The organism is Streptomyces sp. NPDC012637 (genome assembly GCF_042954805.1).
Taxonomy (GTDB): Bacteria; Actinomycetota; Actinomycetes; order Streptomycetales; family Streptomycetaceae; genus Streptomyces.
Genome location: NZ_JBIBDS010000005.1, coordinates 358,317 through 380,583 on the forward strand (window position 1 = coordinate 358,317; position 22,267 = coordinate 380,583).

Genomic DNA, 22,267 nt, shown 5'->3' on the forward strand with positions numbered 1-22,267 from the left:
AGGCCGGGACTCCGGTCCCGACCTCCCGGGCATCTCTGTGAGGATCGCCACGAAACGGGCAAACGATCACGTTTGGCTGCGACAGTGGGCGGAGCGCCGGGCCACTCCAGTGGGCGGAGCACCGAACCACCCAGGGAGCACGTCCTTTGGCAGCCATCGCCCGGTGGTGCGTCAAGCACCGCCTCGTAGCCGTCCTTCTCTGGCTCCTCGCCCTCGGCGGGGTCGTCACCGGAGCGGCCCTCGCGGGAAGCGCGTATTCCAACGACTACGAGGTCCCCGGCACCGAGTCGGGCCGCGCCACGGCGCTCCTCGACAAGGGCTTCCACGGCGCCGGCGGCGACACCGACACCATCGTCTGGCACACCGATCGCGGCAGCGTGCGCGCCGCCGACGTCGAGCAGCGGATGTCCGCCGTGCTCAAGAAGGTCGAGGCGCTGCCCGGCATCGCCTCCGTCACCTCCCCCTACGGCTCCGCCCCGGGCCAGATCAGCGAGGACGGCCGCACCGCCTACGCCGCCGTCACCTTCGACGCCCAGGCCGACGACATCCCGGAGACCCAGGCCCAGGCCCTCGTCGACACCGCCAAGGCCGCCGCCACGGACCGGCTCCAGGTGGAGCTCGGCGGCGGCGCCGTCGCCCTCACCGAGGCACCCGGCGGGCACATCGCCGAGGCCGTCGGCGTGGCCGTCGCCGCCGTCGTCCTCTTCCTCGCCTTCGGCTCGCTCGCCGCCTCCCTGCTTCCCATCGCGACCGCCCTGGTCAGCGTGGGCATCGCCTACTCCGGGATCGTGCTCCTCGGCCACGTCATGACCGTCGCCGACTTCGCGCCCATGCTGGGCATGCTCATCGGCCTCGGCGTCGGCATCGACTACGCGCTGTTCATCGTCACCAGACACCGCAAGGGCCTCAAACGCGGCCTGCCGGTCGCCGAGGCCGCCCGGATCGCCGTCGCCACCACCGGACGCGCCGTGGTCTTCGCCGGCGCCACCGTCTGCATCGCGCTGCTCGGCATGCTGATCCTGCGGCTCAGCTTCCTCAACGGCGTCGCCATCGCCGCCTCCCTGACCGTCGTCCTCACCGTCGCCGCCTCCGTCACCCTGCTGCCCGCGCTGCTCTCCCTCATCGGGATGCGGGCCCTCAGCCGCCGCGAGCGGCGCCGGCTCGCCGAGCACGGGCCGCAGCCCGAGCTGCCCACCGGCTTCGCCGCCCGCTGGTCCGCCTTCGTCGAGCGGCACCCCAAGCTGCTCGGCGCGGTCGCCGCCGTCGTCATGGCCGTCCTCGCCCTGCCGACCTTCGCCCTCCACCTCGGCACCTCCGACCAGGGCAACAACCCGGCCACCGCGACCACCCGCCAGGCGTACGACCTGATCGCCGACGGCTTCGGGCCCGGCGTCAACGGGCCGCTCACCCTCGTCGCCCAGCTCGACGGCGCCGACGACCGGGTCGCCCTCGACGCGCTCCCGGCCGAGCTCGCGCACACCAAGGGCGTCGAGTCCGTCTCGCCGGTCACGTACAACAGCGGCGGCGACACCGCCGTCCTCACCGTCGTCCCCGACTCCTCGCCCCAGTCGAAGGCCACCAGCGAGCTCGTCGACCGGCTCCGCGACGACGTCCTGCCGACGGCCGCGGACGGCACCTCGCTCCAGGTCCACGTCGGCGGCGTCACCGCCTCCTACGACGACTTCGCCGAGATCATCATCGGCAAGCTGCCGCTCTTCGTCGGCGTCGTGATCGCCCTCGGCTGCGTGCTGCTGCTCCTCGCCTTCCGCTCGATCGGCATCCCGCTCAAGGCCGCGCTGATGAACGTCGCCGCCGTCGCCTCCGCCTTCGGCGTCGTCGTCGCGATCTTCCAGTGGGGCTGGGGCAGCGAGCTGCTCGGCCTCGGCAGCGCCGGGCCCATCGAACCCTTCCTGCCCGTGATCATGGTCTCGGTGCTCTTCGGGCTCTCCATGGACTACCAGGTCTTCCTGGTCAGCCGGATGTACGAGGAGTGGCTGGAGACCGGCGACAACCGACGGGCGGTCCGGGTCGGCCTCGCCGAGACCAGCCGGGTGATCAACTCGGCGGCGGTCATCATGATCTCCGTCTTCCTCGCCTTCGTCCTCTCCGGCGACCGGGTCATCGCGATGTTCGGCATCGCCCTGGCCGCCGCCGTCGCCCTGGACGCCTTCGTCCTGCGCACCCTCCTCGTCCCCGCCCTCATGCACATGCTCGGCGGCGCCAACTGGTGGCTGCCCCGCTGGCTCGACCGGCGACTGCCCCGGATCAGCATCGAGCCGCCCGAGTCCCGGGTCGCCGCCGACGCCCGTGCGAAGATCGCCGCGAAGATACCCGTGCAGCGAGTGGTCATCGGACAGGCAGAGGAGAACGAGGATGTTCGCGATATCGCTGGGTGACGACGGAGCCGAGCTGACGCCGCTGGCGCCCTGGCAGGCCGGGGAGTTCCTCGCCCACATCGACCGCGGCCGCGAGTTCATCGGCGCCCACGTCGGACTGCCCGACATCGTCACCGACCTCGACACGGCCCGCGCCCACCTCGTCCGCTACGCCGACAAGGCCGCACGGGACGCCGGTTACCTCTACGGCATCCGCGTCGGCGGACTGCTCGTCGGCGGCGTCCTCTTCGTCCACTTCGACACCACGAGCGGGGTCGCCGAGGCCGGCTGCTGGATCGAGCCCGGATACGCGGGGCGGGGCCTGGTCACCCGGGCCTGCCGGGCCATCGTCGACTGGGCCGTCGAGCGCCGCGGCATCCACCGCGTCGAATGGCACGTCGCCCCCGAGAACACGCCCAGCATCGCCGTCGCCCGCCGCCTCGGCATGACCAGGGAGGGCGTGCTCCGCGAGAACTACCCGTACCGCGGCAAGCGCGCCGACACGGAGATCTGGTCCGTCCTGGCCCCCGAGTGGCGGGCCGCGAAGGACGTCCCCGGGACCGCCGCGACCCCGTCCTGAGCCACCGTCGACGCCGCCCAGGCCCTGTCCGGACAGGGCCTAAGGACCTCACGGAGACGCCTAAGGCCCTCCGTACGCCGAACATGAGGCAGTCTCCCCATGTGCCCCACCCCTCTGGGAGACGAAGGTAGAGGCATCGCAAGGAGCGATACCGAAACCCCAGAGGGAGCACGACATGTTCGAGTACGAGCTGCACCAGGCCCGCCACGCCGAGCTGGTCCGCGAGGCCGCCACCGACCGCCTCTCCCGCGAGGCGGGCCGGATCGCCAAGATCCGCCGGGCGAGCCGTCGCCAGGATCCGGAAGGGCGGGTGAGCGCCGCGAAGCACCGCTTCGTCCGGGCCGCGTGAACCCGCATGCGGGACCCCCGTACGAGCGGCAGGGCGGATGCCTGTGCGATGCTCGGCGCCGTGGAGACCAGGTCAGTCAGCCCCGTCTTCGTCGGCCGGGCCGGCGAACTCACCGCCCTCACCGAGGCGCTCTCCCGCGCGGGCGCGGGAGAGCCCCAGGCCCTTCTCGTCGGCGGCGAGGCCGGAGTCGGCAAGACCCGCCTCGTCGAGGAGTTCACCGCCCGCGCCCGCGCGGCGGGCACCGTGGTCGCCCTCGGCGGCTGCGTCGAGATCGGCGCCGACGGACTGCCCTTCGCGCCCTTCTCCGCCGCCCTGCGCGCCCTGCGCCGTGAACTCCCCGAGGAGTTCACCGCCGCCGTCGACGGACAGGAAGGCGAACTCTCCCGCCTCCTGCCCGAACTCGGCGACCCCCTCGGCCACGAACCCGCCGCCGAGGACGCCACCGCCCGGCTCTTCGAGCTGACCGTGCGGCTCCTGGAGCGCGTCGCCGCCGACCGCCCCGTCGCCCTCGTCCTGGAGGACCTGCACTGGGCCGACGCCTCCACCCGGCACCTCCTCGCCTACCTCTTCCGCACCCTGCGCGACGGCCGCGTCACCGTCGTCGCCACCTACCGCGCCGACGACATCCACCGCCGTCACCCGCTGCGCCCGCTGCTCGCCGAACTCGACCGGCTGCGCTCCGTCCGCCGCATCGAACTCGCCCGCTTCACCCGCGGCGAGGTGCACCGACAGCTCACCGGCATCCTCGCCGCCGAACCCGACCCCGGCCTCCTCGAGGAGGTCTTCGAACGCTCCGACGGCAACGCCTTCTTCGTCGAGGAACTCGTCGCCTCCCACGAGTCCGGCTGCGCCGCCGCCCACCTCAGCGACTCCCTCCGCGACCTCCTCCTGGTCCGCGTCGAGACCCTCCCCGAAGCGGCCCAGCGGGTCGTCAGGACCGTCGCCGAGGGCGGCTCCACCGTCGAGTTCGACCTGCTCGCCGCCGTCGCCCGGCTCTCCGAGGACGAACTCATCGAGGCCCTGCGCGCCGCGGTCGGCGCCAACATCCTGCTCGCCGCACCCGACGGCGACGGCTACCGCTTCCGCCACTCCCTGGTCCGCGAGGCCGTCAGCGACGACCTGCTCCCCGGCGAACGCTCCCGCCTCAACCGGCGCTACGCCGAAGCCCTGGAGGCGGACCCCGGCCTCGTCCGGCCCGACGAGCGCGCCAACCGGCTCGCCACGTACTGGTACCACGCCCACGACGCCGCCCGCGCCCTGCCCGCCGTGCTGCGCGCCTCCGTCGAGACCCGCAAGCGCCACGCCCACGCCGAACAGCTCCGGCTCCTCGAACGGGCCATGGAACTCTGGGACAAGGTCCCCGACGAGGTCCGCGGCGCGCTGCGCCCCATCGACTACGCCGAGGCCTACCCCGCCTGCGGCTGCGACCCCGAGACCACGCCGCTGCGCTTCCTCGACCTGCTCGCCGAGGCCGCCGTCGCCGCCCGGCTGTGCGGCGAACGCGAACGCGCCCTGAAGATCGGCAAGACCGCGCTGCGGATCCTCGAGGGCGACGAGGAGCCCGACCCGCTGCGCGCCGCCTGGTTCTACGTCGAACGCGCCCGCATCCAGTCCAACCTGGGCCGCGGGAACGGCTGGCCCGAGATCGCCCGCGCCGAGGAACTCGTCCGCGGCCTTCCGCCGTCCGCCGTCCACGCCGTGGTCCTCGCCGTCTCCGCCGGCTGGGGCATGCTCCGCAACCCCGGCCCCGAGGCCATCGCCGCGGCCGAACGGGCCGTGGAATACGCCCGCCTGGTCAAGGCGGAGTCGATCGAACTCACCGCCCGCGGCACCCTCGGCACCATCATGGTGGCCGCCGGCGACACCGAGCGCGGCCTCGCCGAGCTGCACGCTGTCCGCGAACGGACCACGGCCCTCGGCCAGTTCCACGAGGCGTCCCGCACCCATGTGAACCTCTCCTCCTGCCTCGAAGGCCTCGGCCGCTCCCGCGAGGCCGTGGAGGTCGCCTCCGCGGGCATCGAGATGTGCCGCGTCCGCGGCCTCGCCGACAGCGCCGGCTGGATCCGCGCCAACCTCGCCGAATCGCTGCACTCCCTCGGCGAGTGGGACCGGGCCAGGGACGAGGCCGAACTGCTGCTCCGCTCCGGAGCCGCCGGCACCAAGCCCGGCGGCACGGCCCTGCTGCTGCTCGCCGTCCTCGCCGTCACCCGCGGCGAGCCGGCCACGGCCGCCGCCCGTCTCGCCGAGGCCGGCGCCCGCTACGGCACCGCCCGCGACCCCATGCCGCAGTACACCCTGCCGATGGCCGAGACCGCCGTGCTCGTCGCCGCCGCCGAAGGCCGCCTCGCCGACGTACGCACCGAGGCCGCCGCCGCGGCCGAGGCGGGCTTCCCGCCCGGCACCCACCGCTACGGCTGGCCGCTGATGCTCGCCGCCGTCACCGCGGAGGCCGACGCCCGCGGCCTCCCGGCCGCCTCCGAGGGCCGCCCCGCCGCCCTCGACCTGGTACGCCGCCACACCCGCGGCCTGGCCACCCCCGCGCCCGTCTGGCGGGCCTACGCGCTGTACGTGTCCGCCGAGCTGGCCCGCGCCGAGGACCGCGCCACCGCCGAACGCTGGACCGAGGTCGTCACCGCCTTCGAAGCCCTCGACCGCCCCTACGACCTGGCCCGGGTCCGGCACCGGCTCGCCGACGCCCTCCTCGCCGAGGGCGGCCGGCGCGAGGAGGCCGCCGCCCTGCTCCGCGCGGCCCACGCCACCGCCGCCCGGCTCGGCGCCCACCCGCTGCGCGAGGACGTCGAACTGCTCGCGGCCCGCGCCCGGCTCGCCCCGCTGACCGCCGACCCGGCGGCGCAGGTGGAGACCGCCGGGCCCGAGGACGACGCCTTCGGCCTCACCCCGCGCGAGCAGGACGTCCTGCGTCTGGTCGCCGAGGGCCGCACCAACCGCCAGATCGCCGAGGAGCTGTTCATCTCACCGAAGACCGCGAGCGTCCACGTCTCCAACATCCTCGCCAAGCTCGGCGTCGCCGGCCGCGGCGAGGCCGCCGCCCTCGCCCACCGCCTCCGGCTCCTCGACGCCCCGGTCTGACGCCGAGGCCGGCGCGGAGGCGTCCTGGGCAGGGGCCGGTACGCGTATCGTCACCTTGCCCGAGGACAGGTCTATCGGGCCCCGGTGCGGATCGCCGTCGCCCAGGTCCTCCCGGGTCAGGGCGAGCCGCTGCCGCTCGTCCTCGGTGTGCTTGCGGCCCGGCGCGAAGAGCTCTTCCATCAGGTTGAACACGTGCTCCGCCTCCCTCTGAGGTGCCCCCGCCCCTCCCGGACGGGGGCCTAACCGAGCTCCAGCCGGAGGATCCGGTCGTCGCCTGACTCCGGGGTGCCCCGGGTGTCGGTCTCGCTGGTCACCAGCCACAGCCGGGAGCCGTCGCCGGTCGCCAGGACCGTGCGCAGCCGCCCGTACTCACCCTTCAGGAACGCCTTGGGCTCTCCGGATCGTTCCGCCCCGGAGAACGGGATCCGCCACAGTCGCTCGCCCCGCAGGCCGGCCATCCAGATCGCGCCGCGGGCGAAGGCGATGCCGCTGGGCGAGGCCTCCTCGGTCCGCCACTGGGCCACCGGGTCCGTGAACCCGGTCCGGCCGGCCCGGCCCTCCGCCTCCGGCCACCCGTAGTTCCGCCCGGGCTCGATGCGGTTCAGCTCGTCCCACGTGTCCTGCCCGAACTCGGCCGCCCACAGCCGCCCGTCCCCGTCCCAGGCGAGGCCCTGCACATTGCGGTGGCCGTAGGAGTAGACGACGGAGTCCGGGAACGGGTTGCCCGGTGCCGGGCGGCCCTCCGGTGTCATCCGCAGGATCTTCCCGCCGAGCGAGCCCTTGTCCTGGGCGAGCCCGGACCGGCCCGTCTCGCCCGTCCCCGCGTACAGCATCCCGTCCGGTCCGAACGCGATCCGGCCGCCGTTGTGGACGAAGCCCTTCGGGATGCCCGTCAGGACCGGCTCGGGCGCCCCGAGCCGGTCGCCCGCCCCGCCCCCGTACCGCATGCGGACGATCCGGTTGTCCTCGGCCGCCGTCAGATACGCGTACACCCAGCCGTCCCGCACGGCCAGGCCCATCAGGCCGCCCTCGCCGCCCGGCACCACCCCGGGCACCTCGCCCAGCGAGGTCTGCCGCCCCGTCCGCCCGTCGACCCGGGTGATCGTCCGCTCGTCGCGCGAGGAGACGAGGAGGTCACCTCCGGACAGCTCGGCGAGCCCCCACGGCGACCTCAGTCCCTCGGTCAGCGTGCCCGCGACCCGCGCCGTGCCCGCGGCGGGCGCCGGCGCCGTCGACGTGACGGGCGGGGCCGACGTGGCGGGCGGTGTCGCCGTCCGTCCGCCGTCCCCGCCCGAGGACGACGAACACCCGGCGACCAGCAGCAGCGCGGCGGCACCCGCCACGCCTCCCACGGCGACCCGGCCCCGAATCCGGACCCGGCCTCGCACTCGGTCTCGACCCATGCTCCCGACCCCTTCCAGCGGCGATCTCCACTCTTGATACACCGCTCGTCCCGATCAGGTTCCCGCCCTCACCGGCGGGCCCCAGGCCGTTTCTTCCGGATCCTGGCCGGATCCGAACCGCCTAGTCCCAGGATCCCCTGGCCGCCGGCAGCGCCGCGATCTCCGCGAGGTCGGCCGCGTCGAGCCGCAGGCCCGCCGCCCCCGCGTTCTCCACCGCCCACCGTTCCCGCTTCGCGCCGGGGACCGGGATCACGTGCGGACCCCGGGACAGCACCCAGGCCAGCGCGACCTGCGCCGGGGTGACGTCGGCGCCGTGCCGGGCCGCGATCCGGCGCAGCCCCGCCACCAGCGGCTGGTTGGCCGCCATCATCTCGGCCGTGAAGCGCGGGTGCCGGGCGCGCGGGTCGTCCGCCTCGAAACCCCCGCCAGGGGTCAGCGTCCCGGTCAGGAACCCGCTGCCCAGCGGCATCGCGGCCAGGAAGCCGACTCCGCGTGCCGCGCACCACGGGAGCAGCCGCTCCAGGGCCTCGGGCGACCACACGGACAACTCCGCCTCGACCGCGCTCACCGGGAAGACCTGCTGCATCCGCTCCAGCTGCCGGATCGTTCCCTCATAGCCGCCGCCCGGCGCGCCCCGCCGGGCCGACCGGGCACCCACGGCGCACAGACCGAGCGCCCGGACCTTGCCGGCCCGCACCAGGTCCGCCATCGCGCCCCAGGTCTCCTCCACCGGCACCTCGGGGTCGGCCCGGTGCAGCTGGTACAGGTCGATCACATCGGTCTGCAGCCGCCGCAGCGAGGCGTCACAGGCCCTGCGGACGTACGAGGGGCGCCCGTTGGCCACCACGTGCCCGTCGCCCACGAGCAGCCCGCACTTCGTCGACACGAAGGCGTCCGCCCGGCGCTCCTTCAACACCCGCCCGAGCAGCAGCTCGTTGGTGAAGGGACCGTACATGTCGGCGGTGTCGAGCAGGTTCACCCCGGCGTCCAGGGCCGCGTGCACCGTCCGCAGCGAGCGGTCGCCCCGCCGCTGCGAAGCGCTGTACGCCCAGCTCATCGGCATGCATCCGAGGCCCACCGCACCCACACCGAGCGCCGCCGCCCCGATCGTCCTGCGCTCCACCTGCCGGTACCCCTCCCTGTGCAGCCCCCAAAGTAACCAATGGCGCGCGGGGTTCTTCGCATAGCCTCCCGGTCATGACACTCGATGACACGGCCGCTGACGTGTGGCTTCCGATTCCCGCGGACGAGATCGACGGACTTCCCGCGCCGGGCGCGTCCGGCCTGAACTACCGTTTCTGGGACGGCGGACCGGAGTTCCCGGCCGATCCCGCCCGCTGCGCCTTCTACGTCGTGCCGTACATGAAGGGCGAGGAGATCGCCGTACGGCCGCTCGCCGGGATGTCCTCGCTACGGGTCGTGCAGACGCTCTCCGCGGGCGTCGACCACGTCACGCCCGGCCTCGGCCTGCTGCGCCCCGGCGTGCGGCTGTGCAACGCCAGGGGCGTGCACGAGGCCAGCACCGCCGAGCTGACGCTCACCCTGATCCTCGCCTCGCTGCGCGGTGTCCCCGGCTTCGTGCGCGGCCAGGACGCCGAGGAGTGGCGGGCGGGCTTCTACCCGGCGCTCGCCGACAAGTCCGTGCTGATCGTGGGGTACGGATCGATCGGCGCCGCCATCGAGGACCGGCTCGCACCCTTCGAGTGCGCGCGGGTGTCACGCGTCGCGCGCTCGGCGCGCACCACCGGACGCGGTCCGGTCCACCCGCTCACGGAGCTGCCCGCGCTGCTGCCCGAGGCCGACGTGGTCGTGCTCTCCACCCCCCTCACCCCGCAGACCCGGCACCTGGCCGACGCCGGGTTCCTCGCCCGGATGAAGGACGGCGCCCTGCTGGTCAACGTGGCGCGCGGCCCCGTGGTGGACACCGCCGCGCTCCTGAAGGAGGTGGAGACCGGCCGGATCACCGCGGCACTCGACGTCACCGACCCGGAACCGCTGCCGGCCGGACACCCGCTGTGGCACGCTCCGGGTGTGCTGATCAGCCCCCATGTGGGCGGCTCCACCTCGGCGTTCATGCCGCGGGCCAAGCGGCTGATCGCCGCGCAGGTCACCCGGTTCGCCGGGGGCGAGGAGCCGGCGAACGTGGTGCTGACCACCTGACCCGGCACCGGACGGCGTGCGCCCCCCGAATGCGCTCCTCACAAGCCCCTTGGCCGTCACGGAGAGTACTGCGGCCCTGTCCCTGAGTGACGATCCTGGTGTATGGTCCCGGAGCGGGGGACTGCGTCGAGAACGGGCAGACGCTGGGGAGCGAAGTGACGGGACATCAGATTCCGAGGGGGGCGACGGGTGAAGCACGGCCGAGTGACCGACGATCCGACGCGGCGGTGCCGCCGGCCATCCCCGCGCGCCTCACAGCCGCCCTGCCGGGCCGGGCGGTCCCAGACCAGCCCGACCGCGCCGCCGGGCCCGACGGCCCGCCGCCGACCGCGCCCGGCACCGTGCGCCGGCCCGCCGATCAGGTCACCGTGGCCGTCCCCGCCCCCCGCGCGGCCGACGGCCCGCCCGGCGCGGACGGCGGCTGGGACATCGGCACGGACGCGGGAAGAGCGGCCGCCGTCAACCCCGCGCCGGGCGGTTCCCCGACCGACACCCTCTGCGGCGGGCACGACGACGTCTCCGGCGGCTGCGGCGGGCACGAGGTGGCCGAGCCGGACCGGTCGCGCAACGGGATCGGCGTGCAGCCCGCGCACGAGCACCCCGGCGAAGCGCCGGAGGAAGCGGTGACGACCGGCACGCTCGCCCGGCGACGGCCCCTGGCCGGCGGAGCCGGGCCGCGGGCCCGCGCGGGTGCGCCCGGGTCCGAGCGGAAGGGCCCCGGCACGGGCGGGGTGCTCGCCCAGATCGGCCTCGGGCTCGTCTGCGGCGGATACGCCACCGGTGCCGCCCTCGGCTGGGGCTCGCAGCAACTCGCCCTCGTCATGGGTGACTTCGGCCTGAGCGTCGCCGCGCTCGCCGCCGCCGTCTCCTGCTTCCGCTATGCCCGGGGCCACGGGCACAGCTTCCGCCCCGCCTGGTACCTCTTCGCCTTCTCGTCCTTCATGGCCGCGGCCGGCAACGCCGTCTGGGGCTGGTACGAGGTCGTGCTCGGCCAGGCGGTGCCGAGCCCGTCCGTCGCCGACCTGTGCTTCCTGCTCTTCGCGCCGCCCGCCATCGTCGGCCTGCTCGTCCTCGCCAAGAAGCCCGTCACCCGGGCCGGCTGGGTCTGCCTCGGCCTCGACGCCTGGCTGATCGGCGGCTCCCTGCTGACCCTCTCCTGGAGCCTCGCCCTCGCCCACACCGCGTACGTGCCGGGGGAGAGCGTGGCCCGGGCGGCGCTCTCCCTCGCGTATCCCCTGCTCGACATCGTCCTCGTCAGCATGGTGCTCGCGCTGCACTTCCGCCGCTCCCACATCAACCGCTCGGCGATCAACACGGCCATCGCCGCCCTCGCGCTCACCGTGCTGTGCGACGCGCTGTTCACCTCGCCGCTGCTGCGCGAGCACTACAGCTCGGGCCAGCTCCTCGACGCCGGCTGGTTCGCGGGTTCGCTGCTGCTCGCCTACGCGCCCTGGGGCGTGCGCCGGCCCGTCGACGCGCCGCCCGCCGCCGTGCGCGCCCGGCAGCCGCACAGCCGCCCCCTCGCCGGGTCGCTCGCCGCCCTCACCCCGTACCTCGCGGCCGCCGTCTGCACGCTCGGCATCCTGTACAACGTCGTCCAGGGGCGCAGAGTGGACCGCGTCGTCGTCCTCACCGGCTGCACGGTCGTGCTCGCGCTGGTCGTCCGGCAGGGCATCATGCTGCTCGACAACATCGCCCTCACCCATGAACTGGCCCAGAAGGAGAACCACTTCAGGTCCCTCGTGCAGGGTTCGAGCGACGTCATCATGATCGCCGCCCCCACCGGGATACTCCGCTACGTCAGTCCCGCCGCGTCCGGCGTGTACGGCCGCGAGGCGGAGGACCTGATCGGGTCCGAGCTCGCCTCGCTGATCCATCCCGAGGACCTGGGCGCCGTCGTCCACGAGGTGCGCCGCTTCCTGGCCGCGTCGCCGTCCGAGGAGCCCACCACCCGGATCGAGTGCCGCTTCCGTTCCGGCCGCGGCGACTGGCTCAACGTCGAGTCGACCGTCAACCGCCACCAGGGCGGGCTGATCTTCAACAGCCGTGACGTGACCGAACGCGTCCGTCTCCAGGCCCAGTTGCGGCACAACGCGGAGCACGACCCGCTCACCGACCTGCCCAACCGGGCGCTGTTCACCGAGCGGGTGCGCGGCGCCCTGAGCGGCCGCCGGGCCTCCGACCCGGGCACCGCCGTGCTCTTCATCGACCTGGACGGCTTCAAGGCCGTCAACGACCGGCTCGGCCACCAGGCGGGCGACGAGCTGCTCGTCCAGGCCGCCCGCCGGCTCCACGACTCGGTACGGGCGGGGGACACCGCCGCCCGGCTCGGCGGCGACGAGTTCGCCGCGCTCATCCTCGGCGACGGCACCCGCGACCGGGCGGAGCGGGAGCGCCGGGTGCACGAGATCGCCGACCGGCTGCGGGGCAGGCTCTCCCAGCCGTACCGCGTCGACGGCGGCGAGGTGCGGGTCGCGGCCTCCATCGGCGTCGCCTTCGCCGAGCCCGGCATCACCGCGGGCGACCTGCTGCGCAACGCCGACCTCGCCATGTACCGGGCCAAGGCCGGCGGCAAGGACCGGGTCGAGCTCTACGCCCCGCAGATGCAGGCCGAGGTGGTCCGCCGCACGGAGCTGGCCGCCCGGCTGCGCACGGCGCTGCACGACGGCGAGTTCGCCCTGCTGCACCAGCCGGTGGTGGACCTGAACACCGGCCGGATCTCCGCCGTCGCCGCGCAGGCCCGCTGGCGCTCCGCCCAGGGCATCCTCTTCACGCCGGCCGAGTTCCTGCGGGTCGCCGACGACAACGAGCGCACCGCCGAGCTGGGCCGCTGGCTCCTGGAGGAGGCCGTCGAGCAGGCCGCCGAGCGGGCCGGTCTCGGCCATCGCACGCCGGTGACCGTCCGGCTCTCCGCGCGCCGCCTGCTCGACCGCTCCATGCCGCTCGGCTCCGTCGAGTCGCTGCTCACCCGGCACGGGCTGCCCTCCGGCTCCCTGGTCGTCGAGCTGGCCGACAGCGACCCCCGGGACCCGAGGGTCTCCTTCGACGAGCTGGAGCAGCGGCTGGCCGCCCTGCGCCGGCTGGGCGTCAAGATCGCCCTCGACGGATTCGGCAGCGGACATGCCGCGATCAACGCCCTTCGGCGGCTTCCCGTCGACATACTGAAGCTGGACCGCGGACTGGTCGAGGGCATCGTGGAATCGGCCAGACTGCGGAAGATCACCAGCGGGCTGCTGCGCATCGCCGGTGACCTCGGGATGCAGTCCGTCGCCGACGGCGTGGACATGCCCGAGCAGGTGCTCGCCCTGCGTTCCATGGGCTGCACCCACGGGCAGGGCATGGCCTTCTCGGGCCCGCTCGACGAGTACCGGCTGCGCCGGGCGCTGGTGCGGGACGAGTACCCGCTGCCGGGCGAGGTGGCGCTGACCGGCGGAAACCGTCCCCCGTCCCGCTCACATTCTGAGACTCCCGTCCCACCCACTTGACACTGACCGTCCGTCGGGGAGAGGGTCAGTGCCATGCGCACCCGAATTCTCGTACTTGGAAAGCGCGTCGGCTGAGGCAGGCCCGGTAGAAGGCCCGCCTGAAACGCACCCGACGCGCTCCCCTCGCTTGCCTCCCGGCACGAGGGGTTTTTTGTTGCACCGGATCAACGCAAAATCGACTTAAACCCTCGTAAAACGCCTCGCACACCACCTCGCACAAACCCTCTGCTTCGAGAAGAGAATGCTGATGACCGAGCAGGCCACCGGGCACCATCCGCAGCCGCGGACCCGTAGCGGCGCACAGCCCGCCACCACCGTCGAGCACGTCACGGGTGCGCAGTCCCTCATTCGCTCTCTCGAGGAAGTGGGCGCCGACACCGTCTTCGGCATCCCGGGCGGCGCGATCCTCCCGGCGTACGACCCGATGATGGACTCGAAGCGCGTGCGCCACATCCTGGTCCGCCACGAGCAGGGCGCGGGGCACGCCGCCACCGGCTACGCGCAGGCCACCGGCAAGGTCGGCGTCTGTATGGCGACCTCGGGACCGGGCGCCACCAACCTGGTCACCCCGATCGCCGACGCCCACATGGACTCCGTTCCGCTGGTCGCGATCACCGGCCAGGTCGCGTCCAAGGCGATCGGTACGGACGCCTTCCAGGAGGCGGACATCTGCGGCATCACGATGCCGATCACCAAGCACAACTTCCTGGTCACCAAGGCCGAGGACATCCCGCGGACGATCGCCGAGGCCTTCCACATCGCCTCCACCGGCCGCCCCGGCCCGGTCCTGGTCGACATCGCCAAGGACGCCCTCCAGGCCAAGACCACCTTCAGCTGGCCCCCGCAGACGGACCTGCCCGGCTACCGCCCGGTCACCAAGCCGCACGCCAAGCAGATCCGCGAGGCCGCCAGGCTGATCACCGCCGCCAAGCGGCCCGTCCTGTACGTCGGCGGCGGCGTCATCAAGGCCGGCGCCACCGCCGAGCTGAAGGTCCTCGCGGAGCTCACCGGCGCCCCGGTCACCACCACCCTGATGGCCCTGGGCGCGTTCCCCGACAGCCACCCGCTGCACGTGGGCATGCCGGGCATGCACGGTGCGGTCACCGCCGTCACCGCGCTGCAGAAGGCCGACCTGATCGTCGCCCTCGGAGCCCGCTTCGACGACCGCGTCACCGGCAAGCTGGACAGCTTCGCCCCGTACGCCAAGATCGTCCACGCCGACATCGACCCGGCCGAGATCGGCAAGAACCGCACCGCCGACGTCCCGATCGTCGGGGACGCCCGCGAGGTCATCGCCGACCTGGTCCAGGCCGTCCAGGCCGAGCACAGCGAGGGCAACACGGGCGACTACACCGCCTGGTGGAGCGACCTGAACCGCTGGCGCGAGACCTACCCGCTCGGCTACGACCTGCCGGAGGACGGCAGCCTGTCGCCCCAGCAGGTCATCCAGCGGGTCGGCCAGCTGGCGCCCGAGGGCACGATCTTCGCCGCCGGCGTCGGCCAGCACCAGATGTGGGCCGCCCACTTCATCGACTACGAGCGCCCCGCCACCTGGCTCAACTCGGGCGGCGCCGGAACGATGGGCTACGCGGTCCCCGCCGCGATGGGCGCCAAGGCCGGCATGCCGGACCGCACGGTCTGGGCGATCGACGGCGACGGCTGCTTCCAGATGACCAACCAGGAACTGGTCACCTGCGCCCTGAACAACATCCCGATCAAGGTCGCCATCATCAACAACGGCGCCCTCGGCATGGTCCGCCAGTGGCAGACCCTGTTCTACAACCAGCGCTACTCCAACACGGTGCTGCACTCCGGTCCGGACGACGTCAACCCGGACGCGCGGGGCACCCGCATCCCGGACTTCGTCAAGCTGTCCGAGGCCATGGGCTGCGTCGCCCTGCGCTGCGAGGACCCGGCCGACCTCGACAAGGTCATCGAGGAGGCCAACGCCATCAACGACCGCCCGGTCGTGATCGACTTCATCGTCCACGAGGACGCCCAGGTCTGGCCGATGGTCGCCGCGGGCACCTCGAACGACGAGGTCATGGCCGCCCGGGGCGTCCGCCCCGACTTCGGCGACGGCGAAGACGACTGAGACGAAGAGCGAAGGAAGAGACCCACACCATGTCCACCAAGCACACGCTCTCCGTCCTGGTCGAGAACACGCCCGGCATCCTCGCCAGGATCGCCGCCCTCTTCTCCCGTCGCGGCTTCAACATCGACTCGCTCGCCGTCGGTGTGACCGAGCACCCCGACATCTCCCGCATCACCATCGTGGTCAGTGTCGAGGACCTGCCGCTGGAGCAGGTGACCAAGCAGCTCAACAAGCTGGTCAACGTCCTGAAGATCGTCGAACTCGAGCCCAGTGCTGCGATCCAGCGCGAGCTCGTCCTGGTGAAGGTCCGCGCCGACAACGAGACCCGCTCCCAGATCGTCGAGATCGTCCAGCTGTTCCGCGCCAAGACCGTGGACGTCTCGCCCGAGGCCGTCACCATCGAGGCCACCGGATCGAGTGACAAGCTGGAGGCGATGCTCAAGATGCTGGAGCAGTTCGGCATCAAGGAGCTCGTCCAGTCCGGCACGATCGCCATAGGGCGTGGCGCCCGGTCCATCACGGACCGTTCGCTGCGCGCCCTCGACCGCAGCGCCTGACAGCAGTCCGCAGGCGACGGCGGACCACGGGTCCACGCCCCGGTCCGCCTGTCGAGACCCGAAAACTTCCCTCCCGCACCCCGCCGTACGGTGGGAGCAACACCAGCACCTCAAGGAGATTCCCAGTGGCCGAGCTCTTCTACGACGCCGACGCCGACCTGTCCATCATCCAGGGCCGCAAGGTCGCGGTGATCGGTTACGGCAGCCAGGGCCACGCCCACGCGCTGTCGCTCCGTGACTCGGGTGTCGACGTGCGTGTCGGTCTGCACGAGGGCTCCAAGTCCAAGGCCAAGGCCGAGGAGCAGGGCCTGCGCGTGGTCTCGCCCGCCGAGGCCGCCGCCGAGGCCGACCTCATCATGATCCTGATCCCGGACCCGATCCAGGCCAAGGTCTACGAGGAGTCGATCGCCCCGAACCTGAAGGACGGCGACGCCCTCTTCTTCGCCCACGGCTTCAACATCCGCTTCGGCTTCATCAAGCCCCCGGCCGGTGTCGACGTCGCCCTGGTCGCCCCGAAGGGCCCGGGCCACCTGGTCCGCCGCCAGTACGAGGAGGGTCGCGGCGTCCCGGCGATCGCGGCCGTCGAGCAGGACGCCACCGGCAACGCCTTCGCGCTCGCCCTGTCGTACGCCAAGGCCATCGGCGGCACCCGTGCCGGTGTCATCAAGACGACCTTCACCGAGGAGACCGAGACCGACCTCTTCGGCGAGCAGGCCGTCCTCTGCGGTGGCGCCAGCGCCCTGGTGAAGGCGGGCTTCGAGACCCTGGTCGAGGCCGGCTACCAGCCGGAGATCGCGTACTTCGAGTGCCTCCACGAGCTGAAGCTGATCGTGGACCTCATGTACGAGGGCGGCCTGGAGAAGATGCGCTGGTCCGTCTCCGAGACCGCCGAGTGGGGCGACTACATCACCGGCCCGCGCGTCATCACCGACGCCACCAAGGCCGAGATGAAGAAGGTCCTCGCGGAGATCCAGGACGGCACCTTCGCCCAGAACTGGATGGACGAGTACCACGGCGGTCTGAAGAAGTACAACGAGTACAAGACCCAGGACGAGAAGCACCTCCTGGAGACCACCGGCAAGGAGCTGCGCAAGCTCATGAGCTGGGTGAACGACGAGGAGGCGTAAGCCCCTCGGCGCGGGGCCGGGCAGGGTGTCCGGCCCCGCGCCACATCGTTGGACACCCCGTCCAACCACGGACGGGTGATCCTTCCAACGAGGCGTACGACTCGTGTCGACGCACCACTACACTGCTCAACAACATCGCGTCTGGCCCACAGCGTCGTGCGCTTTCACGCGGCAAGCCCCCTCCACCGCTGCGGCCGTCGGGACGGCCGTCCGCACTGCCTTTGTGAGGACTCACGTGAGCTCGAAACCCGTCGTACTCATCGCTGAAGAGCTGTCGCCCGCCACCGTCGACGCACTGGGACCGGACTTCGAGATCCGGCACTGCAACGGCGCCGACCGCGCCGAGCTGCTTCCCGCGATCGCCGACGTCGACGCCATCCTGATCCGCTCGGCGACGAAGGTCGACGCGGAGGCCATCGCCGCCGCGAAGAAGCTCCGGGTCGTCGCCCGTGCCGGTGTCGGCCTGGACAACGTCGACGTCTCCGCCGCCACCAAGGCCGGCGTGATGGTCGTGAACGCCCCGACCTCCAACATCGTCACCGCCGCCGAGCTCGCCTGCGGCCTGCTCGTCGCCACCGCGCGCAACATCCCGCAGGCCAACACCGCGCTGAAGAACGGCGAGTGGAAGCGCTCGAAGTACACGGGCGTCGAGCTCAGCGAGAAGACCCTCGGCGTCGTCGGCCTCGGCCGCATCGGCGTCCTGGTCGCGCAGCGCATGTCCGCCTTCGGCATGAAGATCGTCGCGTACGACCCCTACGTGCAGCCGGCCCGCGCCGCCCAGATGGGCGTGAAGCTGCTGGCCCTGGACGAGCTGCTCGAGGTCGCCGACTTCATCACCGTCCACCTGCCCAAGACCCCGGAGACCCTCGGTCTCATCGGCGACGAGGCGCTGCACAAGGTCAAGCCGTCCGTCCGGATCGTGAACGCCGCGCGCGGCGGGATCGTGGACGAGGCCGCGCTGTACTCGGCGCTGAAGGAGGGCCGGGTCGCCGGCGCGGGCCTCGACGTGTACGCGAAGGAGCCCTGCACGGACTCCCCGCTCTTCGAGCTCGACGAGGTCGTCTGCACCCCGCACCTGGGCGCCTCCACGGACGAGGCCCAGGAGAAGGCCGGTATCGCGGTCGCCCGGTCGGTGCGCCTGGCGCTCGCGGGCGAGCTGGTCCCGGACGCGGTCAACGTCCAGGGCGGCGTCATCGCCGAGGACGTGAAGCCGGGTCTGCCGCTGGCCGAGAAGCTCGGCCGGATCTTCACCGCGCTGGCCGGCGAGGTCGCGGCCCGTCTCGACGTCGAGGTGTACGGCGAGATCACCCAGCACGACGTGAAGGTGCTCGAACTCTCCGCGCTCAAGGGCGTGTTCGAGGACGTGGTCGACGAGACCGTGTCGTACGTCAACGCCCCGCTGTTCGCGCAGGAGCGCGGCGTCGAGGTGCGTCTGACGACCAGCTCCGAGTCGCCCGACCACCGCAACATGGTCACCGTGCGCGGCACGCTCTCCAGCGGCCAGGAGGTCTCGGTCTCCGGCACGCTCGCGGGCCCGAAGCACCTGCAGAAGATCGTCGCGGTCGGCGACTACGACGTGGACCTGGCGCTCGCCGACCACATGGTGGTGCTGCGGTACGAGGACCGACCGGGTGTCGTCGGCACGGTCGGCCGGATCCTCGGCGAGGCCGGTCTGAACATCGCGGGCATGCAGGTCTCCCGGACGAACGAGGGCGGCGAGGCGGTGGTCGTGCTGACCGTCGACGAGACCGTCCCGGCGAACGTCCTGTCGGAGATCGCCGAGGAGATCGGCGCGGCCTCGGCCCGCTCCGTCAACCTGGTCTGATCCGGTCCGCTCCACGCCTCGTACCCGGTCGATAGACATCCGTCTTACACGGACGTTTATCGGCCGGGTACAGTGCTGTCATGGGACACAAGGAAGACCTGCTGGAGGGCGCCAAGCGCTGCCTCCTGGAGAAGGGCTACGCCCGCACCACCGCCCGTGACGTGGTGGCCGCCTCGGGCACCAACCTCGCCTCCATCGGCTACCACTACGGCTCCAAGGACGCCCTGCTCCAGCAGGCCTTCCTGGCACTGACGGAGGAGTGGGGCGACCGGGTCGGCGGGGCCGACGCCGAGGGGGCCGGGAGCCTTCCCGACGATCCGTACGAGCGCTTCCGCGCCGTCTGGGAGCCGCTGATCGGAGCCGCCGAGGCCAGCCGCCCCGTCTGGAAGCTGCAGACCGAGGTCGTCACCCGTCTCGACGACGACGAGAAGCTCCGCGAGGCGATCAAGGAGCCGCAGCGGGAAGGCCGGCTCGGCATGGCCGAGGGCATGATCGGCGTCGACCCGGAGGCGGAGCCCGAGAAGGCCCGGGTCGCCGGGCTGCTCCTCCAGGCCCTCGCGACCGGGGTGATGATCCAGTGGGTCGTCGACCCGGACACGGCCCCGACGGCGGACGACCTCACCGCAGGCCTCAGGGTACTGATGGGGGAGCGGGACTGAGTCAACCCGTGGGCGGCACTCGGGAGTTGCCCGGGCGTTTGTCTAGGCTGAGGGGCGTCACCGCTCCTCGTCCCCGACCCGTCGACAGAGAGGCCTCGCATGCCGGCGACGCCACCGCAGGGAACTCCGCCGGACCCGGATCAGGCACCGACACCGCAGGCGCCGACACCGCCGGACCGGACGCCCGCCGACGCGCCGGCCTCGGCGCCTGGGCCTGCTCCCGCGCAGTCCGAGGCGCCCGCCCCCGCGCAGTCCGCGTCGCCCGCCCCCGCGTCGCCCGCCCCCGCGTCGCCCCGGCCTCCTGCACAGGCGCCCGCGCCTCCCCCGCCGTCCCCCGCACCCGCAGCCGCGCCCTCGCAGCCGCCCGAGCCGTCCGTCGGTGCCCTCGTCGCCGAGTCCCTGGTGCCGAACACCCTCCATCTGCCGGCCGCCAAGCGGCGGCGGACGATCGGCGTGCGCGTGGCCGTCGGTGTCGGGCTCGCCGTGGTCGCTGCCGTGGCGGCCACGTCATGGCAGGTGATGTCCCAGCCGGCCGTGACGAAGTCGGAGCAGGAGGCCCAGGACGCGCTGGACAAGCAGGAAGCGCCGTTCACCGTCGGCGTCGACTACGACCAGACCCCGCCCCAGGGCTGGAAGGTCGCCCTCGACCGGCTCCTGACCGAGGCGGAACGACAGGGACTCGCCGCCAGGAGGGACCCGGAGAAGGCGCGGGCCTATCTCCTGTCGCTCGGCGGGCGCACCATCCGCTACCCGTCGGGTTTCGAGGACCGTACGGACCTGGCGATGAAGTACACCGGGGCCGACGCGACCGCCCTCCACCTCAATCTGTTCAGCAAGCGGCAGGCCCAGCTGACGATCACGTCCATGGAGGCCGTCGACGTCTCCTGCCACGCGCCCACGGCGAAGACGGTCGTCGTCTGGCAGTCCCAGGGCGGCGCCGCCTACGAGGGCGTGCTCTTCGACCTGACGACTCCGGGCGCCACTCCGGTCATCACCGACGAGGGGGACGACCAGGGCGCGCCCTACTTCGGGGTCAGGAAGATCGACCTGGGCGGCGGCGCCTCGCCCGGCGGGCTGCGGGTCGAGGCACTCACCCGCGGGCGGTCCTGCACGTGGGAGATCAAGGCCAAGTACCGTGACGCGTACCAGGGTTTCGGCACGGTGACGCTCAAGGACGGCGAGAAGCCGTTCGCCGCGGAGGCCACCCCGGCCCGGCCGGAGCAGCTCTGGATCATGGACGCGTCCAAGCCGGACGCGGAGCAGTGGGTGCCCTGCCACGACCGGCCGGAGGACACCAGCTGCCGGGCCTGGCGGGAGGGCCGCGCGGCCGACGCCTCCGCCTCGGAGGGATGACCGCATGGCCTCGACACGCGTGAGGGCGGCGCTCGGCGCCCTCGTCGCTCTCCTCGCCCTGGCGGGATGCAGCCAGGAGGGCCGGGGCCGCGCCCCTGACTCCGCCCGCACACCTTCGTACAGCCCCTCGCCCCGGCCGGCGCCCGGCCCCTGGGGGCGGGACCGGGTGGTGTCCGCGGACTGCATGAAGGGCGGCCGGTTCGTCGCGGTCAGCGTCCGGTCATGGGACCCGGGTCCCTGGAAGCCGGTCGCGGAGCGGTCGTTCGACGTCCCCGAGTCCGTCGTCTTCTGGCAGGAGCCGGGACGGGAGGCGGTGCTGACGCCGCTGTTCGACCTCTGCCGGGAGAACCCCTCGGACGCCGTGTACACGTCCGACGCCCTCGAACGCGTCGTGCCCCGCGTGCGGGCCCTCTTCGACCGGGACTTCACCAGGATGGCCGTGGTCCTGCGGGCCCCCGACGGCAAGGGGACGCACGTCGGCTTCGTGGACGAGAAGGGACTGACCGACCTCACCGCGAGGGACGGTCGCCCCGGGGCGAGCCGACGGGAGCAGAACGCCGTCTTCGCGCCCGACGGGAGCCGCGTCTGGTTCACGTACGAGGCGCCCGACGGACGCGCCCGCATCGGCAGTCGCGCCGTCACCGGCAGCGCCGCCCTGCGCGACGAGGGGCCGGCCGCCGCCGCGAACCTGCCGCTCGTGGTCCTGGACGGGCCGCCCCGCGCCGTCCAGGCGGAGATGGTGCACGTGTCGCCGGACGGGCGCCGGACGACGGCGTCGACCGAGGACCGCGGCCAGGTCCTGCTCGACGTCCCCGCGGGGTCCACGGCGCTGACGGAGGCCGCCGCCGAGCGGGCCGCGAGCCTGGGGGAGTGCCTGCACGCGGTCGGCTGGGCGGGCCCCGACCGGCTGCTGTGCCGCACGCGGGAGGGCACGTTCAGGACCTTCGGCACCGCCCCGGGCGCCGCGCCGGGGCCCGCACTGCCGGCGGCCGGCGGAGGCGGGAACGAGGGGCTCGTCGTCTCCCCGGACGGCAGTCGCTTCCTCCTCGTCGAGCACCCGCCCGGTGACCCGTACGCGGGATTCCGCGGCTTCCGGGTGGCGGGGACGGAGCCGGGCGCGCCGTCCGCGAAGGTGCCGGCCGAGGCCCTGAACGGTCAGAGCCTGCTCCTCGAATGGCGCTGATCCGGCGGGCGGCGGAACGCCGACGG

Annotated in this window: 16 protein-coding genes; 13 read left to right on the forward strand and 3 right to left on the reverse strand. The window is 73.0% G+C overall.

Translation table 11 applies throughout. The features are described from left to right. The first annotated feature begins 146 nt into the window (after window positions 1-146). The 4 genes from ACFY8W_RS21950 (at window position 147) to ACFY8W_RS21965 (ending at window position 6,394) form a co-directional block, all read left to right on the forward strand. Window positions 147-2,396: an MMPL family transporter gene (locus ACFY8W_RS21950; RefSeq protein WP_391107666.1), complete on the forward strand. Its 2,250-nt coding sequence runs from the start codon at window positions 147-149 to the stop codon at window positions 2,394-2,396. Next, window positions 2,374-2,955 carry a GNAT family N-acetyltransferase gene (locus tag ACFY8W_RS21955; protein WP_391107669.1) on the forward strand — a complete coding sequence of 194 codons (582 nt, stop codon included), beginning with the start codon at window positions 2,374-2,376 and terminating at the stop codon, window positions 2,953-2,955. Before ACFY8W_RS21950 ends, ACFY8W_RS21955 begins: the two co-directional genes overlap by 23 nt. A 175-nt stretch (window positions 2,956-3,130) precedes the next feature. Then, window positions 3,131-3,304: a hypothetical protein gene (locus ACFY8W_RS21960; protein ID WP_391107672.1), complete on the forward strand. Its 174-nt coding sequence runs from the start codon at window positions 3,131-3,133 to the stop codon at window positions 3,302-3,304. A gap of 48 nt (window positions 3,305-3,352) precedes the next feature. Next, complete coding sequence (locus tag ACFY8W_RS21965) at window positions 3,353-6,394, forward strand: AAA family ATPase (RefSeq protein WP_391107675.1); 3,042 nt, start codon at window positions 3,353-3,355, stop codon at window positions 6,392-6,394. Here the strand turns inward: ACFY8W_RS21965 and ACFY8W_RS21970 are convergent. The 3 genes from ACFY8W_RS21970 to ACFY8W_RS21980 form a co-directional block, all read right to left on the reverse strand. Then, window positions 6,278-6,574, reverse strand: coding sequence for a DUF6191 domain-containing protein (locus ACFY8W_RS21970; protein WP_391108275.1), 297 nt, complete (start codon window positions 6,572-6,574; stop codon window positions 6,278-6,280). The two genes, ACFY8W_RS21965 and ACFY8W_RS21970, sit on opposite strands and share 117 nt — an antisense overlap. Before the next feature lie 59 nt (window positions 6,575-6,633). After that, complete coding sequence (locus ACFY8W_RS21975) at window positions 6,634-7,797, reverse strand: PQQ-dependent sugar dehydrogenase (protein WP_391107678.1); 1,164 nt, start codon at window positions 7,795-7,797, stop codon at window positions 6,634-6,636. A gap of 121 nt (window positions 7,798-7,918) precedes the next feature. After that, on the reverse strand, window positions 7,919-8,920 hold the full coding sequence (locus tag ACFY8W_RS21980) for an aldo/keto reductase (protein WP_391107681.1): 1,002 nt from the start codon (window positions 8,918-8,920) through the stop codon (window positions 7,919-7,921). A gap of 74 nt (window positions 8,921-8,994) precedes the next feature. On the opposite strand from ACFY8W_RS21980, the gene ACFY8W_RS21985 reads away from it, so the two are divergent. The 9 genes from ACFY8W_RS21985 (at window position 8,995) to ACFY8W_RS22025 (ending at window position 22,241) form a co-directional block, all read left to right on the forward strand. After that, a complete protein-coding gene (locus ACFY8W_RS21985) occupies window positions 8,995-9,957 on the forward strand; it encodes an NAD(P)-dependent oxidoreductase (RefSeq protein ID WP_391107683.1) in 963 nt (320 codons plus the stop codon). A 731-nt stretch (window positions 9,958-10,688) separates the two neighbouring features. Continuing rightward, on the forward strand, window positions 10,689-13,442 hold the full coding sequence (locus ACFY8W_RS21990) for an EAL domain-containing protein (protein ID WP_391108278.1): 2,754 nt from the start codon (window positions 10,689-10,691) through the stop codon (window positions 13,440-13,442). Between the two features lie 241 nt (window positions 13,443-13,683). After that, window positions 13,684-15,537 (forward strand): acetolactate synthase large subunit, encoded by a 1,854-nt coding sequence (locus ACFY8W_RS21995; RefSeq protein WP_391107686.1) that lies wholly within the window; start codon window positions 13,684-13,686, stop codon window positions 15,535-15,537. A 29-nt stretch (window positions 15,538-15,566) separates the two neighbouring features. Continuing rightward, entirely contained in the window at window positions 15,567-16,094 is a 528-nt protein-coding gene (gene ilvN / locus ACFY8W_RS22000) for an acetolactate synthase small subunit (protein WP_128978596.1), read from the forward strand. A gap of 125 nt (window positions 16,095-16,219) precedes the next feature. After that, window positions 16,220-17,221: a ketol-acid reductoisomerase gene (gene ilvC, locus ACFY8W_RS22005; RefSeq protein WP_391107689.1), complete on the forward strand. Its 1,002-nt coding sequence runs from the start codon at window positions 16,220-16,222 to the stop codon at window positions 17,219-17,221. A gap of 235 nt (window positions 17,222-17,456) precedes the next feature. Then, window positions 17,457-19,046, forward strand: a complete 1,590-nt coding sequence (gene serA, locus ACFY8W_RS22010) for a phosphoglycerate dehydrogenase (protein WP_391107692.1) — start codon at window positions 17,457-17,459, stop codon at window positions 19,044-19,046. A gap of 80 nt (window positions 19,047-19,126) precedes the next feature. Continuing rightward, on the forward strand, window positions 19,127-19,705 hold the full coding sequence (locus ACFY8W_RS22015) for a TetR family transcriptional regulator (protein WP_391107694.1): 579 nt from the start codon (window positions 19,127-19,129) through the stop codon (window positions 19,703-19,705). A 402-nt stretch (window positions 19,706-20,107) separates the two neighbouring features. Further along, the gene (locus ACFY8W_RS22020) at window positions 20,108-21,058 is read left to right on the forward strand and encodes a hypothetical protein (RefSeq protein WP_391107697.1); all 951 of its coding nucleotides are present in this window, start codon (window positions 20,108-20,110) and stop codon (window positions 21,056-21,058) included. 4 nt (window positions 21,059-21,062) lie between these two features. Beyond that, window positions 21,063-22,241, forward strand: coding sequence for a hypothetical protein (locus tag ACFY8W_RS22025; RefSeq protein ID WP_391107700.1), 1,179 nt, complete (start codon window positions 21,063-21,065; stop codon window positions 22,239-22,241). Window positions 22,242-22,267: the final 26 nt, after the last annotated feature.

What these genes read in the sequence shown, in the direction of transcription:
- ACFY8W_RS21955 (WP_391107669.1), top strand. Translation starts at nt 2,374, where the DNA reads ATGTTCGCGATATCGCTGGGTGACGACGGAGCCGAGCTGACGCCGCTG.
- ACFY8W_RS21960 (WP_391107672.1), top strand. Translation starts at nt 3,131, where the DNA reads ATGTTCGAGTACGAGCTGCACCAGGCCCGCCACGCCGAGCTGGTCCGC.
- ACFY8W_RS21965 (WP_391107675.1), top strand. Translation starts at nt 3,353, where the DNA reads ATGCTCGGCGCCGTGGAGACCAGGTCAGTCAGCCCCGTCTTCGTCGGC.
- ACFY8W_RS21970 (WP_391108275.1), bottom strand. Translation starts at nt 6,574, where the DNA reads ATGGAAGAGCTCTTCGCGCCGGGCCGCAAGCACACCGAGGACGAGCGG.
- ACFY8W_RS21975 (WP_391107678.1), bottom strand. Translation starts at nt 7,797, where the DNA reads ATGGGTCGAGACCGAGTGCGAGGCCGGGTCCGGATTCGGGGCCGGGTC.
- ACFY8W_RS21985 (WP_391107683.1), top strand. Translation starts at nt 8,995, where the DNA reads ATGACACTCGATGACACGGCCGCTGACGTGTGGCTTCCGATTCCCGCG.
- ACFY8W_RS21995 (WP_391107686.1), top strand. Translation starts at nt 13,684, where the DNA reads ATGCTGATGACCGAGCAGGCCACCGGGCACCATCCGCAGCCGCGGACC.
- ilvN (WP_128978596.1), top strand. Translation starts at nt 15,567, where the DNA reads ATGTCCACCAAGCACACGCTCTCCGTCCTGGTCGAGAACACGCCCGGC.
- ACFY8W_RS22015 (WP_391107694.1), top strand. Translation starts at nt 19,127, where the DNA reads ATGGGACACAAGGAAGACCTGCTGGAGGGCGCCAAGCGCTGCCTCCTG.
- ACFY8W_RS22025 (WP_391107700.1), top strand. Translation starts at nt 21,063, where the DNA reads ATGGCCTCGACACGCGTGAGGGCGGCGCTCGGCGCCCTCGTCGCTCTC.